This window comes from Streptomyces sannanensis (assembly GCF_039536205.1).
In the GTDB taxonomy this organism is placed as follows: Bacteria; Actinomycetota; Actinomycetes; order Streptomycetales; family Streptomycetaceae; genus Streptomyces; species Streptomyces sannanensis.
In genome coordinates this window covers 5,858,453-5,877,621 of sequence record NZ_BAAAYL010000001.1, presented here as the reverse complement: position 1 = coordinate 5,877,621, position 19,169 = coordinate 5,858,453, and the positions used below count along the sequence as shown (strand labels likewise).

At 70.8% G+C, this 19,169-nt stretch carries 15 protein-coding genes; 5 read left to right on the top strand and 10 right to left on the bottom strand.

The annotated features are described in order from the left end of the window. Positions 1–8: 8 nt before the first annotated feature. The 7 genes from ABD858_RS27475 to ABD858_RS27445 all read right to left on the bottom strand — a co-directional run bounded on the left by ABD858_RS27475 (position 9) and on the right by ABD858_RS27445 (position 10,710). Complete coding sequence (locus ABD858_RS27475; protein ID WP_345044936.1) at positions 9–3,020, bottom strand: 3-keto-alpha-glucoside-1,2-lyase-like domain-containing protein; 3,012 nt, start codon at positions 3,018–3,020, stop codon at positions 9–11. A gap of 471 nt (positions 3,021–3,491) precedes the next feature. Continuing rightward, positions 3,492–4,493 (bottom strand): sugar phosphate isomerase/epimerase family protein, encoded by a 1,002-nt coding sequence (locus tag ABD858_RS27470; RefSeq protein WP_345042387.1) that lies wholly within the window; start codon positions 4,491–4,493, stop codon positions 3,492–3,494. Beyond that, complete coding sequence (locus tag ABD858_RS27465; protein WP_345042385.1) at positions 4,494–5,660, bottom strand: Gfo/Idh/MocA family protein; 1,167 nt, start codon at positions 5,658–5,660, stop codon at positions 4,494–4,496. Positions 5,661–5,709: 49 nt separating this feature from the next. After that, positions 5,710–6,747, bottom strand: coding sequence for a substrate-binding domain-containing protein (locus tag ABD858_RS27460; protein ID WP_345042383.1), 1,038 nt, complete (start codon positions 6,745–6,747; stop codon positions 5,710–5,712). Positions 6,748–6,806: 59 nt separating this feature from the next. Beyond that, complete coding sequence (locus ABD858_RS27455) at positions 6,807–7,859, bottom strand: ABC transporter permease (RefSeq protein WP_345042380.1); 1,053 nt, start codon at positions 7,857–7,859, stop codon at positions 6,807–6,809. After that, positions 7,856–9,439: a sugar ABC transporter ATP-binding protein gene (locus ABD858_RS27450; protein WP_345042378.1), complete on the bottom strand. Its 1,584-nt coding sequence runs from the start codon at positions 9,437–9,439 to the stop codon at positions 7,856–7,858. Before ABD858_RS27450 ends, ABD858_RS27455 begins: the two co-directional genes overlap by 4 nt. Before the next feature lie 89 nt (positions 9,440–9,528). Further along, complete coding sequence (locus tag ABD858_RS27445; RefSeq protein ID WP_345042376.1) at positions 9,529–10,710, bottom strand: ROK family transcriptional regulator; 1,182 nt, start codon at positions 10,708–10,710, stop codon at positions 9,529–9,531. Positions 10,711–10,921: 211 nt separating this feature from the next. Between ABD858_RS27445 and ABD858_RS27440 the strand changes: the two genes are divergently transcribed. Beyond that, entirely contained in the window at positions 10,922–11,323 is a 402-nt protein-coding gene (locus ABD858_RS27440; RefSeq protein ID WP_345042374.1) for a PaaI family thioesterase, read from the top strand. Between the two features lie 341 nt (positions 11,324–11,664). Next, positions 11,665–12,861, top strand: a complete 1,197-nt coding sequence (locus ABD858_RS27435) for an FUSC family protein (protein ID WP_345042371.1) — start codon at positions 11,665–11,667, stop codon at positions 12,859–12,861. 158 nt (positions 12,862–13,019) lie between these two features. Here the strand turns inward: ABD858_RS27435 and ABD858_RS27430 are convergent, their stop codons facing one another. Then, entirely contained in the window at positions 13,020–13,958 is a 939-nt protein-coding gene (locus tag ABD858_RS27430) for a beta-ketoacyl-ACP synthase III (RefSeq protein WP_345042369.1), read from the bottom strand. A gap of 175 nt (positions 13,959–14,133) precedes the next feature. Between ABD858_RS27430 and fdhD the strand changes: the two genes are divergently transcribed. Further along, positions 14,134–14,982: a formate dehydrogenase accessory sulfurtransferase FdhD gene (fdhD, locus tag ABD858_RS27425; RefSeq protein ID WP_345042367.1), complete on the top strand. Its 849-nt coding sequence runs from the start codon at positions 14,134–14,136 to the stop codon at positions 14,980–14,982. Positions 14,983–15,035: 53 nt separating this feature from the next. Here fdhD and ABD858_RS27420 read toward each other — a convergent pair whose 3' ends face one another. Next, positions 15,036–15,398, bottom strand: coding sequence for a (2Fe-2S) ferredoxin domain-containing protein (locus tag ABD858_RS27420; protein ID WP_345044934.1), 363 nt, complete (start codon positions 15,396–15,398; stop codon positions 15,036–15,038). Positions 15,399–15,490: 92 nt separating this feature from the next. Continuing rightward, positions 15,491–16,516 carry a bile acid:sodium symporter family protein gene (locus ABD858_RS27415; protein ID WP_345042365.1) on the bottom strand — a complete coding sequence of 342 codons (1,026 nt, stop codon included), beginning with the start codon at positions 16,514–16,516 and terminating at the stop codon, positions 15,491–15,493. An 84-nt stretch (positions 16,517–16,600) separates the two neighbouring features. Between ABD858_RS27415 and ABD858_RS27410 the strand changes: the two genes are divergently transcribed. Then, positions 16,601–17,485, top strand: a complete 885-nt coding sequence (locus ABD858_RS27410) for a LysR substrate-binding domain-containing protein (protein WP_345044932.1) — start codon at positions 16,601–16,603, stop codon at positions 17,483–17,485. Positions 17,486–17,617: 132 nt separating this feature from the next. Then, positions 17,618–19,156, top strand: a complete 1,539-nt coding sequence (locus ABD858_RS27405) for an MFS transporter (protein WP_345042363.1) — start codon at positions 17,618–17,620, stop codon at positions 19,154–19,156. The last annotated feature ends 13 nt before the right edge of the window (positions 19,157–19,169 follow it).

The window sequence follows — 19,169 nt, the reverse complement described above, 5'->3', positions numbered from 1 at the left end:
GCCGTCGGCTAGGGAAGCTCCTTGATCCGGATGTTGCGGAAGGAGACCTCGTCGCCCGGTCCGTGGTTCTGCAGGCCGATGTGTCCCTGGCGCAGGCTGCGGACCGGTTCGCTGTTGGTGAAGTCGTTGATGAGCGTGCCGTTGAGGTAGACGCGCAGCCGCTCGCCCTCGACCCGGATCTCGTACGAATTCCACTCCCCCGGCGGCCGCAGGGCCTTGTCCCGCGCCTTGATGTCGGCGGACTGGAAGCTGTAGACGGCTCCGGTCGTACGGTCCGGGGCGTCCGTGGCGTCGATCTGGATCTCGTAGCCCTTGTTCACCGCGGACCAGGGGTCGTCGGAGGCCGGGAAGCCCACGAAGACGCCGGAGTTGTCGTCGCCGGCGACCTTCCAGTCGAGCTTCAGCGAGTACGAGGCGAATTCCTTCTCGTACCAGAGCATTCCCATGCCGCCCTCGGTGTGCAGCGCCCCGTCCGCGACGGTGAAGGAGCCGGGCCCGGCCTGCTTCCAGCCGTCCTTCGTCTTCCCGTCGAAGAGGGAGGTGTAGCCGTTGTTGCGCGGCCCAGTGGTGAAGGTGAAGTCGTCGATGTCGTAGAGCGCCCCGGTGTCAGGCCCCTTGAAGACGAGGTAGAGGGTGGTGGTCCCGGTCGGCGGCTTGCTGATCCCGGCCGCGACGTCCTGGAATTTCTCCCAGCCGCCGGTCACCGGCACGGTCGCGGAGCCGACGAGCTGTCCGTCCGGCGCCCCGGCCCGCACCTCCAGGGTGCCGCCGACACCGCCCGAGGAGACGCGCGCGGTCAGCAGCTTGGCGTCGCCGATGCGGTACGGCGTGAAGGCGATCCAGTCGCCGTTGTGGATGTCGCCGACTGTCCTGCCGCCGTGCGCCGCCGCCTTGTCGATCTTATTGACGCCGGAGGACGTGGTGTAGTGCTCGGCCTGGCGCTGCTTGGGCTGGAGCGCGGCGTGGTCATGGCCGGAGAGCGTGGCCTGGCCGCCGCCTCCGCCGTCCGTGTACTCGGCGTTGAAGACCCCGAAGATATTGGCGTTGGGGTCGTGGCCGCCGTCCGCGGAGGTCTTGATGGTGCCGGTGCAGCCGTTGGCGGAAGTGACCGGGTGGCCATGGCTGTCGTGGCCGAGAACGTACGTCACCTTGACCTTGGCACAGTCGATGGCGTCGCCGTCCTCCGGGTCCGTGACGCGGACCTTGAAGGGGATCTCGTCGCCGAAGGAGAACAGCTGGCCGTCGCCCGGGAGTTGGAGGGTCACCTTGGGAGCGGTGTTGCCCACGACGATGCGTACGCTCGCCGAACCGGTAAGCCCCGAGGGGTCCTTGGCGGTGAGGGTGGCGGTGTAGGTGCCGTTCTGCTTGTACGTGTGGGCGGGGTCGGCCAGGGTGGACGTGCCGCCGTCACCGAAGTCCCAGGAGTACGTGAGCGGGTCGCCGTCCGCGTCCTTGGTGCCCTTGGACGAGAACCGGACACGCAGTCCGGCCTGGCCGGAGGTCTTGTCCGCGGAGGCCTCGGCGACCGGGGAGCGCCCGCTGGTGACGTTGTCGATGCGGTAGAGGGCGGAGTCCTCGTTGCCTCCGAACCAGGCGGTGCCGTAGTCGAGCACGTACAGCGCCCCGTCCGGTCCGAACGACATGTCCATCACCTGTGTCCCGGTCCAGGGGAAGGCATTGATGGACTGCACCGCGCCGTCCGCCGACTGCTCGATGCGCTTGATCCAGCGCCGGCCGAACTCCCCCGCGAAGAAGTCGCCGTCGTACGATTCCGGGAACTTCACCGGGGAAGCCGAATTCGCGTCATATCGGTAGACAGGTCCGCCCATGGGCGACTCCGACCCCGAACCGAACTCGGGTACGGATCCGCCGTCGTAGGGGATCCAGGCCGGCTGCGCGGGCGGCAGGTCGACGAGCCCGGTGTTGTACGGCGAGTCGTTCTTGAGCGCGGCACAGTCGTAGGTGTCGCCGGACACCTTCGTCGCGAAGTCGTAGTCGATGTAGGGGTCGTTGTTGCCGGTGCAGAACGGCCAGCCGTAGTTGCCGGGCTTGGTCACCCGGGCGAACTCGACCTGCCCGGCCGGACCCCGCTTGGGGTCGGCCGCGCCCGCGTCGGGCCCGTAGTCACCGACGTAGAGGATGCCGGTGGGCTTGTCGACGCTGAACCGGAAGGGGTTGCGAAAGCCCATGGCATAGATCTCGGGCCGGGTCTTCCCGGTCCCCGGCGCGAAGAGGTTGCCGGCCGGGACGGAGTACGAGCCGTCGTCGTTCACCTTGATCCGGAGGATCTTGCCGCGCAGGTCATTGGTGTTGCCCGAGGTTCGGCGGGCGTCGTACGCGGGATTGCGGCCCGGCCGGTCGTCGATGGGCGTGTAGCCGTCGGAGGCGAAGGGGTTGGAGTCGTCGCCGGTGGACAGATACAGATTGCCCTGCGCGTCGAAGTCGATGTCGCCGCCGACATGGCAGCAGATGCCGCGGGTCGCGGGGACGTCGAGGATCTTCTTCTCGCTGGCGTTGTCGAGGGTGCCGTCCGGGCGGAGGACGAACCGCGAGAGCCGGTTGACGCCGTCGAACTTGGCGAAGTCGGCTTCGGTGCCCTGGTCGGGCGCGTCGCCGGCGGGGGTGTCCAGCGGGGGCGCGTAGTAGAGGTAGATGAAGCGGTTCTCGTTGAACTTCGGGTCGACGCCGATGCCCTGGAGGCCTTCCTCGTCATGCGTGTAGACGGGGATCGTGCCGGCGACGCGCGTGTTGCCCGCGCTGTCGGTGATGCGCAGCTCGCCGTTGCGCGAGGTGTGCAGCACGCTGCGGTCGGGGAGCACGGCCAGCGACATGGGCTCGCCGACCTCGTCGGCTCCCTTGGCGAGCGTGACCTGCTCGAACTTCTCGGCGGCCGCCGTCGCCCCGGCGGTGGCCGGTGCGGGTTCGGCGGCGGATGTCGTGGCCGGCAGGACCCCGAGGGTGAGCAGGGCGCCGGCGAGGAGTGCGAGTGCGTTCCGGGTTCTGGGCCGTCTTCTGTGCAGGAGTTGCACGAGTGTCCTCCAGAAGGGGAAGTGGACGGTCGTACGGGCGAATTGCCGTGCCTCATGGGGCGATGCCCATGCGCTCTTCGGGCGCGGGCATCGCGCTCCGGGGCGAACCGTGGTGGCACAGGGGGTGCGCCGTCACCCCGGGGACCACCTATGTCCTGTACACATCAAGGACCGTAGCCGGGTTCGTCCGAGGTGGAAAGCCCTTGTGCAGCAAATAAGTTGAACTTCTTCCCGGGTCAGGACAAAGGGCTTTCGGGGCAGACCGAACGGCCCGGCGGCGGGCTTGTTCCGAAGCGGTGGTTGCTGCCGGTTTCCGGGGGCGGCTCCCGTTTGCCGGGTGCGAGGCGCTGACGCGCGCCACGCCCGAGCCGGGTGCCGGTCCCCGTGCGGGTTGGCGGCGATTGAGGACGGACACACCGGTCGCCCTGACGGAGGACGGTCCCGAGGGCGCAGCCCCGTTGCCTACGCACCCCCGAACGCCGCGTCGAACGCCGCGTTCGGCGGGTCGAAGTCGTACCGCTTCAGCGTGGCCAGCGCCTCGCGTGCGCCCGCCAGGCGGTTCATTCCGGCGTCCTCCCACTCCACCGACACGGGCCCCTCGTAGCCGATCGAACGGAACATCCTGAAGACGTCCTCCCATGGCACATCGCCATGGCCCGCGGAAACGAAGTCCCAGCCACGCCGCGGGTCGCCCCAGGGCAGATGGGAGCCGAGCCGGCCGTTGCGCCCGTCGAGGCGCTTCCGTGCCTCCTTGCAGTCCACGTGGTAAATCCGGTCCCGGAAGTCCCACAGGAAGCCCACCGGGTCCAGGTCCTGCCACACGAAATGGCTGGGATCGAAGTTGAGCCCGAAGGCCGGCCGCCGGCCGATCGCCTCCAGTGCGCGCTGGGTGGTCCAGTAGTCGTACGCGATCTCGCCCGGGTGCACCTCATGGGCGAAGCGCACGCCCTCCGCGTCGAAGACGTCGAGAACGGGGTTCCAGCGCTCGGCGAAGTCCTCGTAGCCGCGCTCGACCATCCGCGGCGGGGCCGGCGGGAACATCGCGACCAGATGCCAGATGGACGAGCCGGTGAAGCCGACGACGGTTCGCACGCCGAAGGCTGCCGCCGCCCGGGCGGTGTCCTTCATCTCCGCGGCCGCCCGCTGCCGCACGCCCTCTGGGTCGCCGTCGCCCCAGATCCTGGCGGGCAGGATCGCCTGGTGGCGCTCGTCGATCGGGTTGTCGCAGACGGCTTGGCCGACCAGATGGTTGGAGATCGTCCAGCACTTCAGCCCGTACTTGTCGAGGAGTTGCCGACGCGAGTCGAGGTAGCCGGGGTCCGTGAGAGCCTTGTCGACCTCGAAGTGGTCGCCCCAGCAGGCGAGTTCGAGTCCGTCGTAGCCGAAGTCACGGGCGTACCGGCAGACCTCCTCCAGTGGCAGGTCGGCCCACTGACCGGTGAAGAGCGTGAAGGGGCGGGGCATTTACGGCACCTCCTGTGCGGGTACGGGCGTGTAGACCGCGTTCTTCTCGGCGCTCTCCTCCACGGCTGCCAGGACCCGCTGTACCTGGAGGCCGTCCGCGAAGGACGGCGAGGGGTCCGAGCCGGTGGCGATCGCCTCGACCAGATCGCGCGCCTGGTGGACGAAGGTGTGCTCGTAGCCGAGGGCATGGCCCGGCGGCCACCACGCCTCCAGATAGGGGTGGTCGGGCTCGGTGACCAGGATCCGCCGGAAGCCGGCCGAGGCGACGGGCTCGGTGTGGTCGTGGAAGGACAGCTCGTTGAGCCGTTCCAGGTCGAAGGCGAGCGAGCCGCGCTCTCCGTTGAGCTCCAGACGCAGCGAGTTCTTGCGGCCCGCCGCCATGCGGGTGGCCTCGAAGAACGCCAGCGCACCCGAGGCGAGCCGCCCGGTGAACAGCACCGCGTCGTCGACGGTGACGGTCCCGCGGGAGCCGCCGCCGGGCAGCGGCCGCTCCCGTACGAAGGTCTCGGCAATGGCCGACACCCCCACCAGGGTCTCCCCCGACAGATACTGCGCGAGGTCCACGATGTGCGCCCCCAGGTCGCCGAGCGCCCCCGAGCCGGCGTGTTCGCGCTCCAGCCGCCAGGTGAGCGGGAACTCCGGGTCGACGAGCCAGTCCTGGAGGTAGCTGATGCGTACGTGCCGAAACGCGCCGATCCTGCCCTCCTCGACCATGCGGCGGGCGAAGGCCATCGCGGGCGTTCGACGGTAGTTGAAGCCGACCATCGCCACGACGCCCTGCTCGCGGGCTCGCCGGGCAGCCGAGGCCATGGCTTCGGCCTCCTCGACCGAATTGGCGAGCGGCTTCTCGCACAGCACGTGCTTGCCCGCCTCCAGTGCGGCGATCGCGATCTCCGCGTGGCTGTCCCCCGGTGTGCAGATGTCGACGACCTGGACGTCGTCGCGGGCGACGAGGTCGCGCCAGTCGGTCTCCGCGTCCGCCCAGCCATGCTTGTCCGCCGCGGCCCGTACGGCGGCCCGGTCACGGCCGCAGACGGCCGCGAGGACCGGCCGCATCGGCAGGTCGAAGACGCGTCCCACGGTGCGCCACCCCTGGGAGTGGGCGGCACCCATGAATGCGTAACCCACCATGCCGATGCCAAGCGTTGTCTGTTCGGTACGGGCCATATGTGATCCTCCTCCACGGTCACTGGAATCCGGCGTGTGAAAGCGCGGGTCACCTGAAGCCGGTGGGCAGGTATTCGTCGACGTTGTCCTTGGTGACCACGGCCGAGTAGAGGGTGAGCGAGGCCGGGATCTCCAGCTCGGAGAGGCCGCCGACGCCCTTGCCCTGGCCCAGCGCCCGGGCCAGGTCGATGGCGGAGGCTGCCATGGTCGGCGGATAGAGCACCGTGGCCTTGAGCACGGAGTCGTCGGCCTTGATCGCGTCCATCGCGGACTTGGCGCCGGCGCCGCCGACCATCAGGAAGTCGTCCCGGCCCGCCTGCTGGATGGCACGCAGCGCGCCCACGCCCTGGTCGTCGTCGTGGTTCCACAGTGCGTCGAACTGCTTCTGGGCCTGAAGCAGTTGGGCCATCTTGGCCTGGCCCGTCTCCACCGTGAAATCGGCGGCCTGCCGCGCCACCTTCTTGATGTTGGGGTAGTTCTTCAGGGCGTCGTCGAAGCCCTGGGTGCGCTGCTTGGTCAGTTCCAGGTTGTCCATGCCCGCCAGTTCGACGACCTTGGCGTCGGGCTTGTCCTTCAGCCGCTCGCCGATGAACCGTCCGGCGTTGAGGCCCATGCCGTAGTTGTCGCCGCCGATCCAGCAGCGGTAGGCCTGCGGCGAGGCGAAGACACGGTCCAGGTTGACGACGGGGATGCCGGCCTTCATCGCCTTCAGCCCGACCTGGGTGAGCGCCTTTCCGTCGGCCGGCAGGATCACCAGCACATCGACCTTCTTGTTGATCAGCGTGTCGATCTGGCCGATCTGCGCGGCGATGTCGTTGGACCCCCCGGTGATCTCCAGGGTCACGTCCGAGTACTTCCCGGCCCGCGCCTTCGCGTTCTCGTTGATGGCGTTGAGCCAGCCGTGGTCGGCCTTGGGGCCGGCGAAACCGATGGTGACGTGCTTGCCGGGCTTGTCGTCCGCGGCCGGCCGGCTGTCGGCGGCGGGGGTCTCCTTCTTGGGCTCGTTGCTGGTGCAGGCGGTGAGGAGGGCGCCCGCGGAGACGGCCGCGGTGCCGAAGAGCAGTCCTCTGCGGCTGGTTTCTGGCATGGCTGCTGGACCCTTCGTTCAATTCGTACGCGGGGTGGGGCGGTTGCGAGGCCCGACGTTCAGACCTCGCCGTTGCGCAGCGTGCGGCGCTGGACCAGGACGGCGGCGACGATGATCGCGCCCTTGGCGATCTGCTGGACGTCGCTCTGCAGGTTGTTGAGCACGAAGATGTTGGTGATGGTGGTGAAGACGAGTACGCCGAGCACCGAGCCGACGATGGTTCCGCGGCCGCCGCTCAGCAGCGTTCCGCCGATGATGGCGGCGGCGATGGCGTCGAGTTCGTACAGATTGCCGTTGGTGTTCTGGCCGGAGCCGGACAGGATGATCAGCAGGAAGGCCGCGATGCCGCAGCACAGCCCGGAGAGCAGATAGAGGAAGAGGCGCTGCCTGCGCACGTCGATCCCCGCCAGCCGGGCGGCTTCCGCGTTGCCGCCGACCGCGACCGTGCGCCGCCCGAAGGTCGTACGGTTCAGCACCAGCCAGCCGATGACGGTGACGGCCGCGAAGACCAGCACCAGCGGCGGTATGCCGAGGATGTACGAGTCCGGGATGCCCAGGTCGAGGACGGACTGGACGCTCACGATCTGCGTCCTGCCGTCGGTGATCTGCAGGGCGAGGCCGCGCGCCGAGGCGAGCATGGCCAGTGTGGCGATGAACGGCACAATGCCGCCGTACGCCACGAGCAGCCCGTTCACCAGGCCGCAGCCCAGCCCCACGACCACCGCGGTGAAGAGGATGCCCACGAAGCCGTACTCCTGTGTGGCCACCGTCGTCGCCCACACCGAGGCGAGTGCGACGATCGCCCCGACCGACAGATCGATGCCGCCGCTGATGATGACGAAGGTCATGCCGACGGTGACGACGCCGATCACCGAGGCCTGGGTGAGGACGAGCTGGAGGTTGCTCGTGTCGAGGAACTGGTCGGGCTTGGTGAAGCCGCCGACCGCGACGAGCACGGCGAGTACGCCGAGCAGCGACAGATTGCGGACGTCGAGGCGCAGCCCCAGTGACCGCGGTCCCCCGTGCCTGGCTGCGGACTCGGGAGACGTCGCGGAGACGGTTCCGGCGTCGGCCCCGTCCTGCTGGGCCGGCGAGACTGGCTGCTGTGTCACCGGGACTCCTTTCGCGTCGATGTGGCGGCCCGGCCGGCGCTCCGCCCCGCGGTTCCGGCGGAACCGTCGGGGCTCCCTTCCAGCACGAGGTCGAGTACGCGGTGCTCGTCCAGTTCACGGGCCGGCGCGGTGTGCACCACCCGTCCCTCGCGGAGCACCAGCACCCGGTCGGCGAGGCCCAGCACCTCCGGCACCTCGCTGGACACGAGCAGCACGGCAAGGCCCTCGTCGGCCAGCCGTCTGATCACGGCGTAGAGCTCGGCGCGAGCGCCCACGTCCACGCCGCGCGTCGGTTCGTCGAGCAGGAGCACCCGGCAGCCGCGCAGCAGCCACCGCGCCAGTACGGCCTTCTGCTGGTTGCCGCCGGACAGGGTGCGGATGGGGGCGTCGGGGTTGTCGGGCCGCAGGGACAGCTTGCGGGTGGCCTGCCGGGCGGCGTCGCGTTCACCCGTACGGTTGAGCCAGCCGGCTCGCGAGAAGCGGGACAGCGACGACACCGACACATTGCGGGTGACGGATTCGAGCATCAGCAGGCCCTGGGCCTTGCGCTCCTCGGGGGCCAGCCCGAGCCCGGCGCGCACCGCGGCCCGGACGCTGCCCGGCCTGAGGGGGCGCCCGTCGACGTACACGCGTCCCGCGCCGGGGCGGCGCGCGCCGTAGACGGTCTCCAGGATCTCGGAGCGGCCCGAGCCGACCAGACCGGCGAGGCCGACGATCTCGCCCGGGCGCACCTCGAGGTCGAGCGGGGCGAACTCGCCCTCCCTGGCGAGCCCTTCGGTCCGCAGCACCGGTTCGCCGTCCGGCGGCCGGACGGGCCTCTCCGGGAAGACGTACTCGACATTACGGCCGGTCATCAGGGCGACCACCTCGCGGGTGGGCGTGTCCTTCGCCGGGAGCCCCACAGCCACCGCACGGCCGTCCTTGAGGACGGTCACCCGGTCGCCGATGCGCCGGATCTCCTCCAGCCGGTGGGAGATGTAGACGACCGCGACACCCTCGGCGGTCAGGTCCGCGACGATACGGAAGAGGTTGGCGGTCTCGTCGGGGTCGAGCGCGGCCGACGGCTCGTCCATCACGATCAGCCGGACGTCATGGGAGAGTGCGCGGGCCATGGAGACGATCTGCTGCTGCGCGGCGGAGAGCGATCCGACGAGCCGGCCGGGATCGATCTCGGGATGGCCGAGCCTGTGGAGCAGCGCGCCTGTGGTGGTACGCGCCTCCCGCCCGTTCACGACGAAGCCGGCGGTGGTCGGCTCATGGCCGAGGAAGACGTTCTCGGCGACCGAGAGCCCCTCCACCAGGTCGAGTTCCTGGTAGATGGTGGCGATGCCGCGGCGCATGGCGGCGATGGGCGACTTCAGGGCCACCTGCTCGCCGTGCCAGGTGATCGTTCCGTCGTCGGGCTGATGGGCCCCGGCGAGCACCTTGATGAGGGTCGACTTGCCGGCGCCGTTCTGCCCGAGCAGACAGTGCACTTCGCCGGCCTGGACCTCCAGGTCGACGCCGTCGAGGGCACGTACGCCGGGGAAGGACTTGGTGATGCCGGACATGGTGAGCAGGGGTGGTTGCGCTGGTGCCATGACGGTTCCCCTCGGCGGGTGCGGCCGGTGAGCGGGCAGGGCAGAACCAGGTGCGGCGATGCGGTCGTACGGGCCCGGAGGGCCCGGGATCAGGCGGGTGAGAAGAGGTGGTCGCTGATGAGCCGGGCGGCCCCGATGACCCCGGCGACCGGCCCCAACTCTCCCAGCACGATGGGCAGGTTGCCGGTGGCCAGCGGCAGCGACTGACGGTAGACCTGGGTGCGGACGGCGGCGAGCAGATTGTGGCCGAGGCCGGTGACCCCGCCGCCGATCACGACCAGACCCGGGTTGAAGAAGCTGACGAGACCGGCGATGACCTGGCCGACCCGGTTGCCGCCCTCGCGGATCAGCTGGAGCGAGGTGGCGTCCCCGGCGGCTGCCGCCGCCGCGACGTCGACGGCGGTGAGCCGGCCCGAGGCCTCCAGCTTCGCGGCCAGCTCCTGCGAGCGGCCGGTGCGCGCCGCGTCCTCGGCGTCGCGGGCGAGGGCCGCCCCGCTGAAGTGGGCCTCCAGGCAGCCCCGGTTGCCGCAGGCGCAGGCGCGGCCGTCCGGGTCGACCTGGATATGGCCGATGTCGCCGGCGCTTCCGGTCGTCCCCCGGTAGACATGGCCGCCGACGACGATGCCGCAGCCGATGCCCGTACCGATCTTGACGCAGAGGAAGTCGCCGACCGAGCGGGCGACGCCCGCGTGCTGTTCCCCCATCGCCATCAGATTGACGTCGTTGTCGACCATGACGGGGCAGCCAAGCTCCTGGCTGAGTGCCTCGCGCACCGGGAAGCCGTCCCAGCCGGGCATGATCGGCGGGGCGACCGGGATGCCCTCGGGGAAGCGGACCGGCCCCGGTACGCCGATCCCGGCACCGTCGAAACCCTCGGCGATACCGGACGCCTTGAGCTTGGCGGCCATCGCCAGCACCTGCTCGAAGACGGCAACCGGGCCCTCACGGACGTCCATGGGCTGGTTGAGGTGGCCCAGGACTTCCAACTCGGGGTTGGTGACGGCGACATCGATGCTGGTGGCGCCGATGTCGACCCCGAGGAAGCGGAGTTCCGGCGCGAGGCGGATGTTGTGCGAGCGCCGGCCGCCACGGGACGCGGCGAAGCCGTCCGCGACGATCAGCCCCGTCTCCAGCAGCCGGTCCACCTCGACGGCGAGCTTGGACCGCGAGAGGTCGATCTGATCGCCGAGCTGGGCACGGGAGTTGGGGCCACCGTCACGGAGCAGCCGGAGCAGCCGTGCCTGGTGCGCGTTCGCGGGCCGAGCTGTCATGCGCCTCACGAATCCCTCCCCGCCTCTTCGGCTGTCTGCCGGGCTTTCGAGGGAACGTAGCAGCGCTTGACCTGAGTGGGAAGAAGTTGCGCAGCAATCCACTTCAACTTTTTCCTCCGACAGGACAAAGTCGCCCGCGCTCCTCATCCCGAGTGTCCTGCGGCCTGAATCACCGTGTTGCCACCGCCGCGCTCAGGAAAGGATCTCCGTCATGACCCCAGCTGACATCCTTGCCGCGGTGCCGTTCGCCGCCCACCTGGACATCGTTCTCGAAGAGGCGGCGCCGGAGCGCACCGTCGGCACCCTGGACTGGTCGGCCAAGCTGTGCACGGTGGGCGACGTCCTGCACGGCGGTGCCCTCATGACGCTGGCCGACACGGTCGGCGCGGTGTGCGCGTTCCTCAACCTGCCGCCGGGAGCGGCCACTTCGACGGTGGAGTCGAAGACTAACTTCTTCCGCGCCGTACGGGGCGGCACCGTCCGCGCGACCGCCCGGCCGCTGCACATCGGGAGCAGCTTCGTCGTGGTGCAGACCGAGGTGCATGACGCGGACGGCCGACCGGTGGGCCAGACGACCCAGACACAGGCCGTGCTGGGCCCCCGGCGAAATTAGGGCGAGCTCGACCCGGAGCAGGTCGGCGCCCTGCGCGAGCAGGCGCCGGGCCAGGTTCTCCGTGAGCACGCCACCTGCTGGACCGCTCCCGCACCAGCTGACGGCCGACGTCAGCACGCTGGGTCCTGGGCGATCCGACGACCCTCACGTACGGTAAGGGCAGCGGATGACCTCGGCCCGGAACGCAGCGCGCACTCGTCGTGTCCATCAGCTCTCCGTGGCCGCCGCCCCCGCGGCTTCACCCGGCCGAGGTGCGTGGACTGCCGCACCGGGACGACGATGGTCGGGTGGCAGGCTTCCAAGGGTGACGGCGACCGCGGCGACGGGAAGAGGGGGACAGCGTGCCTGAAGTCACTGTCCTGCGCGACCTTCGTCGGCTCCAGAGAGAACCCGTCGTCGTACAGACGGTGCGTTCCACCGGCGCCGCCGTCCTTTCGTACGTGGTCGCCCTCCAGCTGAGCAGCGAGCCCGCGCCCCTCACCGCCCCGCTGACCGCCCTGCTCGTCGTCCAGGTCACCTTGTACACCACGCTCACCACCAGCATCCGCAGGGTGAACTCGGTGGTGGCCGGGGTCGTCATCGCCATCGGCTTCAGCGCCCTCGTCGGCCTGAGCTGGTGGAGCCTCGGGCTGGTCATTCTGGCGTCGCTCGTCATCGGACACTTCGTACGGGTCGACGAATTCGTGCCCGAAGTGGCGATCAGCGCCATGCTCGTCCTGGGTGTCACCCGGGTGGCGGCGACGGCCTGGGACAGGGTGCTGGAGACCCTGATCGGCGCTGTCGTGGGACTGCTGTTCAACACCGTGCTCGTGCCACCGGTGTGGGTGAGGTCCGCCAATGAGGCCATCGCGGACCTCGCCGCGCGGATGCACGGACTCCTGGCGCACATCGGCGAGGAACTCTCCGGCCCCACCCCGTGGCAGGAGGCCGCGGCCCGGCTCCACGAGGCGCGTCGGCTGGACCACGACATCGTCCAGGTGGACGCCGCCCTCCGGCAGGCCGAGGACAGCCTGCGGATGAACCCGCGGGTCAAGGAGGGGCTGCTCCACCGGCTCGTACTGCGCACCGGGCTGGACACCCTGGAGATCTGCGCGGTGGTGCTCCGCGTGGCCTGCCGGACGCTGACCGACCTCGCCAAGACCCGGGCAGCCCACGAGCCGCTCTTCCCGCCCCACGTCACCACCGCCTGGCAAAGCCTGTTCCGCCACATGGCCAACGCGATCGAGAGCTTCGCCGAGCTGATCACCACCGAGGTCAGCACGAACGCCGAGGGAGCGGAGGCCCGCCTCACCGCGGAACTGGCCGCAGGACGCGAGAGCCGCGACCTCGTCGCCCACCTCCTGCTCGACCAGGTGCGTGCCCACTCCGCACAGTGGCAGCTCCACGGGGCACTGCTGGCCGAGGCGGACCGCGTTCTGGACGAACTGGACATCGAAAAGCGCTCCGAGCGGCTGGTGGAGGAGCTCGACCGTCACTCCCGCGAGCAGCAGATCAGGTACCCGCGCCTGAGCAGGTTCAGACGCCGCCTGCGCCCGTAGCGGCAGGCCCGCCGGCCGGGAGCGGGCAGACCCCGCGGATCCGGACGAGACGCTGACCGGCTTCGTCGCCTCTACGGGAGAACGACCGGCTCACCGGCGGCCGGTACCGGGTGCCGTCACCCGGCCCGGTGCGCAGTGCGCCGTTCTGACGAGCGCGGTCAGGGGCAGCGGATGACCTGGCCCGCGTAGGAGAGGTTGCCGCCGAAGCCGAACAGCAGCACCGGGGCTCCCGGCTCGATCTCGCCACGCTCGACCAACTTGGACAGGGCCATCGGGATGCTGGCGGCCGAGGTGTTGCCGGAGTCCACCACGTCCTTCGCGACGACGGCGTTCACCGCGCCGAGCTTCTTCACGAGCGGCTCGATGATCCGCAGGTTCGCCTGGTGGGTGACGACCGCCGCCAGATCCTCGGGCGCGTACCCGGCCCGTTCGCAGACCTGGCGGGCGATCGGCGGCAGCTGGGTCGTGGCCCAGCGGTAGACGGTCTGGCCCTCCTGGGCGAAGACGGGCGGGGTGCCCTCGATCCGGACGGCGTGGCCCATCTCCGGGACCGAGCCCCACAGCACCGGGCCGATGCCGGGCTCGTCGGATGCCTCTATGACGGCCGCGCCGGCGCCGTCCCCGACCAGGACGCAGGTGGTGCGGTCGGTCCAGTCGGTGATCCCGGTCATCTTGTCCGCGCCGATCACCAGCGCGCGGGTGGCCGATCCGGCCCGTACCGCATGGTCGGCGGTGGCGAGGGCATGGGTGAAGCCCGCGCAGACGACGTTGATGTCCAGGGTGGCGGGCGAGGCCATGCCGAGCCGGGCCGCGACCCGGGCCGCGGTGTTCGGGGAACGGTCGATGGCCGTGGAGGTGGCCACCAGCACGAGATCGATGTCGGCGGGGGTGAGACCGGCGGCGGCGAGCGCCTTTCCGGCGGCGTACGCGGCCAGCTCGTCGACCGGCTCTTCGGGGCCCGCGACATGGCGGGTCCTGATGCCGACGCGGGTGCTGATCCACTCGTCGCTGGTGTCCACCATGGCCGCCAGGTCGTCGTTGGTAAGCACCTTCGCGGGCTGGTAGTGCCCGAGCGCGACGACACGTGAGCCGGTCATGGGTCTCTCCTTGTTGCAGGCCGTACGAACTCACCAGTCTTGTCCGCGACTCACCGGTAACCGGGCAGGCGAACCGACAGGATTCGGCCCCCGGTCTTTGTGGCTTTCAACCTCACCGCGCTCGTACAGGACAATGAGACCTTCCATCACTCACCGAAAACCGGGACTGATCACCATGGGACGGGTCACCGAGCGCCGCCGCGTCATCCGCATCCGGGACGGGGCGGTGTCCAGTCGCCCGGACACCCTGGTCGCCGAGGAACCCCTGGAGATCCGGCTGAACGGCAAGCCGCTCGCGATCACCATGCGTACGCCGGGCGACGACTTCGCGCTCGCCACGGGCTTTCTCGTCAGCGAGGGCGTGATCGGGGCGGCGGCCGAGGTGCAGAACATCGTGTACTGCGCGGGCGCCACCGACGACGGCTCGAACACCTACAACGTGGTGGACGTGAGGCTCGCGCCCGGCGTGCCGGTCCCCGACATCACCCTCGAACGGAACGTCTACACCACCTCGTCCTGCGGGCTGTGCGGCAAGGCGAGCCTGGACGCCGTCCGTACCACCGCCCGCTTCCCGATCACGGACACCCCTCCGGTCCGCGTCGCCCCGGAATTCCTCGCGGAGCTCCCCGACCGGCTGCGCGCCGCCCAGCGCGTCTTCGACCGCACCGGCGGCCTGCACGCCGCCGCGCTGTTCTCGGAGACCGGCGAACTGCTCGACGTCCGGGAGGACGTCGGCCGCCACAACGCCGTCGACAAACTGATCGGCCGCGCCCTGCGCGACGACCGGCTGCCGCTGTCGCGCGCGGTCCTGCTGGTCTCGGGCCGGGCCTCGTTCGAGCTGGCCCAGAAGGCGGTGATGGCCGGTATCCCGGTGCTGGCCGCGGTCTCGGCCCCCTCCTCGCTCGCCGTCGACCTGGCCGCCGAGACGGGCCTGACCCTGGTCGGCTTCCTGCGCGGCACCTCGATGAACGTGTACGCGGGCGAGCACCGCATAGCCGTCCCGAGCCCGGCCCCCCAGGACTGACCGCTCCCGAACTCGAGGAGCTTCGCTCCTGATCCCCGCCGCCGCCCGTCACCTCAGCGGCGCGCGCGGCGACGGGCGTCCGACGGTGGCGGGATCAGCTGGAGTTCCAGGGTTGCCGAGGGCTTCGCCATGCCCGGCCCGCCTGCCTCGGCCCAGGCCAGGATGTCGTCCGTGGCGTCGTCGTCCAGTGCCCAGCCGATCCAGACAGGCCTGCCGCCCCGGCGGCGGCCCTCCATGGAGGGCTGGACCACGATCACGTTCGCCTGTCCGCACGGCCCGAGGCAGTCGGTGGTACGGACGGCGAGCCGGCCACCGGACGCCGCTGCGGCCGCCCGGAGCCGTTCCAGCTGCCACTGGTGATCGGTGCCGGGGTTCTTGCGGGCGTTTCCGCAGCAGCAGCCTCGGCAGACGACCAGGGTGCAGGGGCGTGGCGCGGTGGTGGGGGCACCGCTGGGGGTACCCCTAGCGGTAGCTGGGGGAGGTAGCTGAGGGAGTATCCGGGACGAGGTCACCGCGACACGCTATCGACCCCGGTGATCTTCTTCTCCTTCACCGGCGCCGGGGGATCGGCCGCGCGACGCCTCGCGATGACCGCGCACACCATCAGCTGCATCTGGTGGAACAGCATCAGCGGAAGTACCGCGAGGCTCGCCTGCGCGCCGAAGAGCACCGTCGCCATGGGCAGCCCGGCCGCCAGGCCCTTCTTCGAACCGGCGAACTGGATCGCGATCCGGTCCTCCCTGGCGAAGCCCAGCCGCCCGGCTCCGTACCAGGTCAGCGTCATCATGGCGGCCAGCAGCACCGCCTCGACGCCGAGCAGCGCGCCGAGGCGGGCCGGGCTCACCCGGTGCCAGACGCCCTGGACCATGCCCTCGCTGAAGGCGGCGTAGACCACGAGCAGGATCGAGCCCCGGTCCACGTAGCCGAGGGCCTTCCTGTGCCGGGACAGGGCGCCGGAAAGCCGGCGGCGCAGCAGCTGCCCCGCCAGGAACGGCACCAGCAGCTGCACCACGATCTTCAGCAGCGAGTCCGCCGAGAAGCCGCCCGCGCTGTCGCCGAGGAGCAGCGCGGCCAGCAGCGGCGTGAGGACGATGCCCGCGAGGCTGGAGAAGGACCCGGCGCAGATCGCGGCCGGCACATTGCCCCGGGCGATCGAGGTGAAGGCGATCGAGGACTGGATCGTCGACGGCACCAGGCAGAGGAAGAGGAAACCGCTGTAGAGCTGGGGAGTCAGGACGTACGGGACGAGCCCACGTGCGGCCAGGCCGAGCAGCGGGAAGACCACGAAGGTGCAGGCCAGCACGGTGAGGTGGAGCCGCCAGTGGCGTAGTCCGTCGAGCGCCTCCCGGGTCGACATACGCGCCCCGTAGAGGAAGAACAGCAGGGCGACGGCACCCGTCGCCGCCCTCTCGACACCCCGCGCGGCCCCTCCCGAGGCCGGGAGCACGGCCGCGAGGACCACCGTGCCGATCAGGGCCAGGATGTATGGGTCGACCGGCAGCCAGGAGGGCAAGCGGGGAGTACGGGTGCTCATGTGCCTCATCCTCCGCCGCGGCACAGCCATCGGGAAACGCGTATACCGTTCTGACTGTCATCACGATCGGCGATAGGCGATAGCCTGGATGTCGTGTACGACCCGGCTCAGCTGCGCACCTTCCTCGCCGTCGCCCAGACGCTGAGCTTCACGCGCGCAGCCCGACGGCTGGGCCTGCGCCAGTCCACGGTCAGCCAGCATGTGCGGCGCCTGGAGGACGCGACGGGCCGGCGGCTGTTCAGCCGTGACACGCACAGCGTGGAGCTGACCGAGGACGGCGAGGCGATGCTGGGCTTCGCCCGTACGATCCTGGCCGCGCACGAGCGCGCGGCCGCCTACTTCACCGGCACCCGGCTGCGCGGACGGCTGCGCTTCGGCGCGTCCGAGGACTTCGTACTGACCCGGCTGCCGGAGATCCTCCAGGCGTTCCGCCGCGAGCACCCCGAGGTGGATCTGGAGCTGAACGTCGAGCTCTCCGGCATCCTGCACCGGCGGCTGGAGTCGGGCCGGTTCGATCTGGTCCTCGCCAAGCGGCCGCCGGGCAGCACCCATGGCGAGCTGGTCTGGCGGGACGCCCTCACCTGGATCGGCGCCCCGCAATTGCGGCTCGATCCGGACCGCCCGGTGCCGCTGATCCTCTTCCCGCCGCCCGCGATCACCCGCGCCCGCGCCCTGGAGGTACTGGAGGAGCACGGCCGGCCGTGGCGGATCGCCTGCACCAGCGGCAGCCTCAGCGGCCTGATCGCGGCGGCCCGGGCGGGACTGGGCGTCATGGCCCACACACGCGGACTGATCCCGCCGGGCCTGTCCCCGGTCCCTGCCCGGACGGGCCTGCCGGAGCTGGGCAGCGTGGACTTCGTCCTCCTCCATGGCCGGACGCGCAGCGCCGCGGTCCAGGACGCGGCGGACGCCCTGGCGGCGGCAATCCTTTCGGCGGGCGACGGCCTGCAGCCCCGGCACGACGGCTGACGCCGGCGGCGTACCGGCCGCGGCCATCCGGCTGAAGGAGGCGCGGCCGTCGGTCCCCGGAGCGCACGGCAGCCGATGATCGGCTCACCGATGCCGTACGGAGGCCGTGGAAACGCTGCCGAGGAGGATGCGATGCGCAAGTGGGGACCGCTGGTCGCGGTGTGTCTGGGGACCTTCATGCTGCTGGTCGACGTGACGATCGTGGTGGTCGCGCTGCCGGAGATCGGGGGCGCGCTGGGGGCCTCGCTCTCCGACATGCAGTGGGTGATCGACGCCTATGCGCTGGCGATGGCCGCCCTGCTGCTGGGGGCGGGCGCCGCGGCCGATGTGGTCGGCCGGCGCAGGCTGTATCTGGCGGGCACCGGGTTGTTCGCGACGGCATCACTGGCCTGCGGACTGGCGACCGGCCCGGCGGTGCTCAACACGATGCGGGCCGTACAAGGAGTCGGCGGGGCCGCGATGTTCGCGACGTCGCTGTCGCTGCTCGGTGCGGCCTATCGGGGGCGGGACCGGTCGCTGGCGTTCGGCGTGTGGGGTGCCGTCGCGGGGGCGTCCGCGGCGCTCGGTCCGGTGCTGGGCGGTGTGCTGACCGAGCATCTGGACTGGCGGTGGATCTTCTTCGCCAATCTGCCGGTGAGCGCTGTAGCCCTGTGGATCACGCTTCGGACGGTGACCGAGTCCGCGCATCGGGGTGCCCGGCGCATCGACTGGGCGGGCATGGCGGCGTTCGCGGTGTGCGCGGGGGCGGCGACGTTCGCGGTGGTCCGGGTGGGCGTCGTGGGGTGGGAGTCGGCGCAGACCGCCGCGGCCTTCGCGGTCTCGGCCGCGGCACTGTGCGCCTTCGTGGTGGCCGAGCGGCGGGCCGTGCATCCGCTGATCGATCTCTCACTGTTCCGGCGCCGTTCCTTCGTCTCCGTCATGGCCGGGGCACTGGCGTTCAACGCGGCCGCCTTCGGGGTGCTCCCGTACACGTCGATCTGGCTGCAGACACTGCTCGGGCTGAGCCCGGTGGGGGCGGGGCTGGCCCTGCTGCCGCTCGCGGCGACGTCGTTCGTGGTGGCGGCCGTCTCGGGCCGGCTGCTGCACGACGCCCCGCCGCGGCTGGTGATCGGCGGAGGGCTGCTGCTCGTCGGGGGCGGGGTGCTGGCGCAGGGGGCACTGGGCCCGGACTCGGGATGGCCGGCCCTGGTGCCGGGGCTCCTGGTGACCGGTGCGGGCGTGGGGCTGGTGTCGCAGGGCATCTCCGCGGCGGCCCTGGCGTGCGTGCCGCCGCGGAACGCCGGCATGGCGGGCGGTGCGGTCGGTACGTTCCGTCAGCTCGGGTTCGCACTGGGCGTCGCGGTCTTCGGGGCCGTCGCCACCTCACGGATGGAGCACTCGCTCGTCGGCTCCACCGACGCCCCCGCAGCGGCCGCGCGGGCGCTCGCGGGAGGTGCGGCGCGGCAGCTGGCCGGCCGGGTTCCGGACGGGACACTGCACACGGCGTTCGCCTCGGGGCTGAACGCCGCCGCGCTGGCCGCGGGGGTCACGGGGGTGCTGGCCGGGCTGGCGGTGCTGGCCTTCGTCCGCACGTCGGCCCGCGCCGACCTGGCGGCCGGGAACGCTCACCTCGGGAATGCGTCCGGAGGCCTGATCGTTGATGTTGGCGAACGCGACCGACCAACCAAGTGAAGGACTCGACTGC

Bases quoted from the DNA above. Each gene is read 5' to 3' on its own strand.
- ABD858_RS27470 (WP_345042387.1), bottom strand. From the start codon at position 4,493: ATGCCCCGCCCCTTCACGCTCTTCACCGGTCAGTGGGCCGACCTGCCA.
- ABD858_RS27465 (WP_345042385.1), bottom strand. From the start codon at position 5,660: ATGGCCCGTACCGAACAGACAACGCTTGGCATCGGCATGGTGGGTTAC.
- ABD858_RS27460 (WP_345042383.1), bottom strand. From the start codon at position 6,747: ATGCCAGAAACCAGCCGCAGAGGACTGCTCTTCGGCACCGCGGCCGTC.
- ABD858_RS27450 (WP_345042378.1), bottom strand. From the start codon at position 9,439: ATGGCACCAGCGCAACCACCCCTGCTCACCATGTCCGGCATCACCAAG.
- ABD858_RS27445 (WP_345042376.1), bottom strand. From the start codon at position 10,710: ATGACAGCTCGGCCCGCGAACGCGCACCAGGCACGGCTGCTCCGGCTG.
- ABD858_RS27440 (WP_345042374.1), top strand. From the start codon at position 10,922: ATGACCCCAGCTGACATCCTTGCCGCGGTGCCGTTCGCCGCCCACCTG.
- ABD858_RS27430 (WP_345042369.1), bottom strand. From the start codon at position 13,958: ATGACCGGCTCACGTGTCGTCGCGCTCGGGCACTACCAGCCCGCGAAG.
- fdhD (WP_345042367.1), top strand. From the start codon at position 14,134: ATGGGACGGGTCACCGAGCGCCGCCGCGTCATCCGCATCCGGGACGGG.
- ABD858_RS27415 (WP_345042365.1), bottom strand. From the start codon at position 16,516: ATGAGCACCCGTACTCCCCGCTTGCCCTCCTGGCTGCCGGTCGACCCA.
- ABD858_RS27405 (WP_345042363.1), top strand. From the start codon at position 17,618: ATGCGCAAGTGGGGACCGCTGGTCGCGGTGTGTCTGGGGACCTTCATG.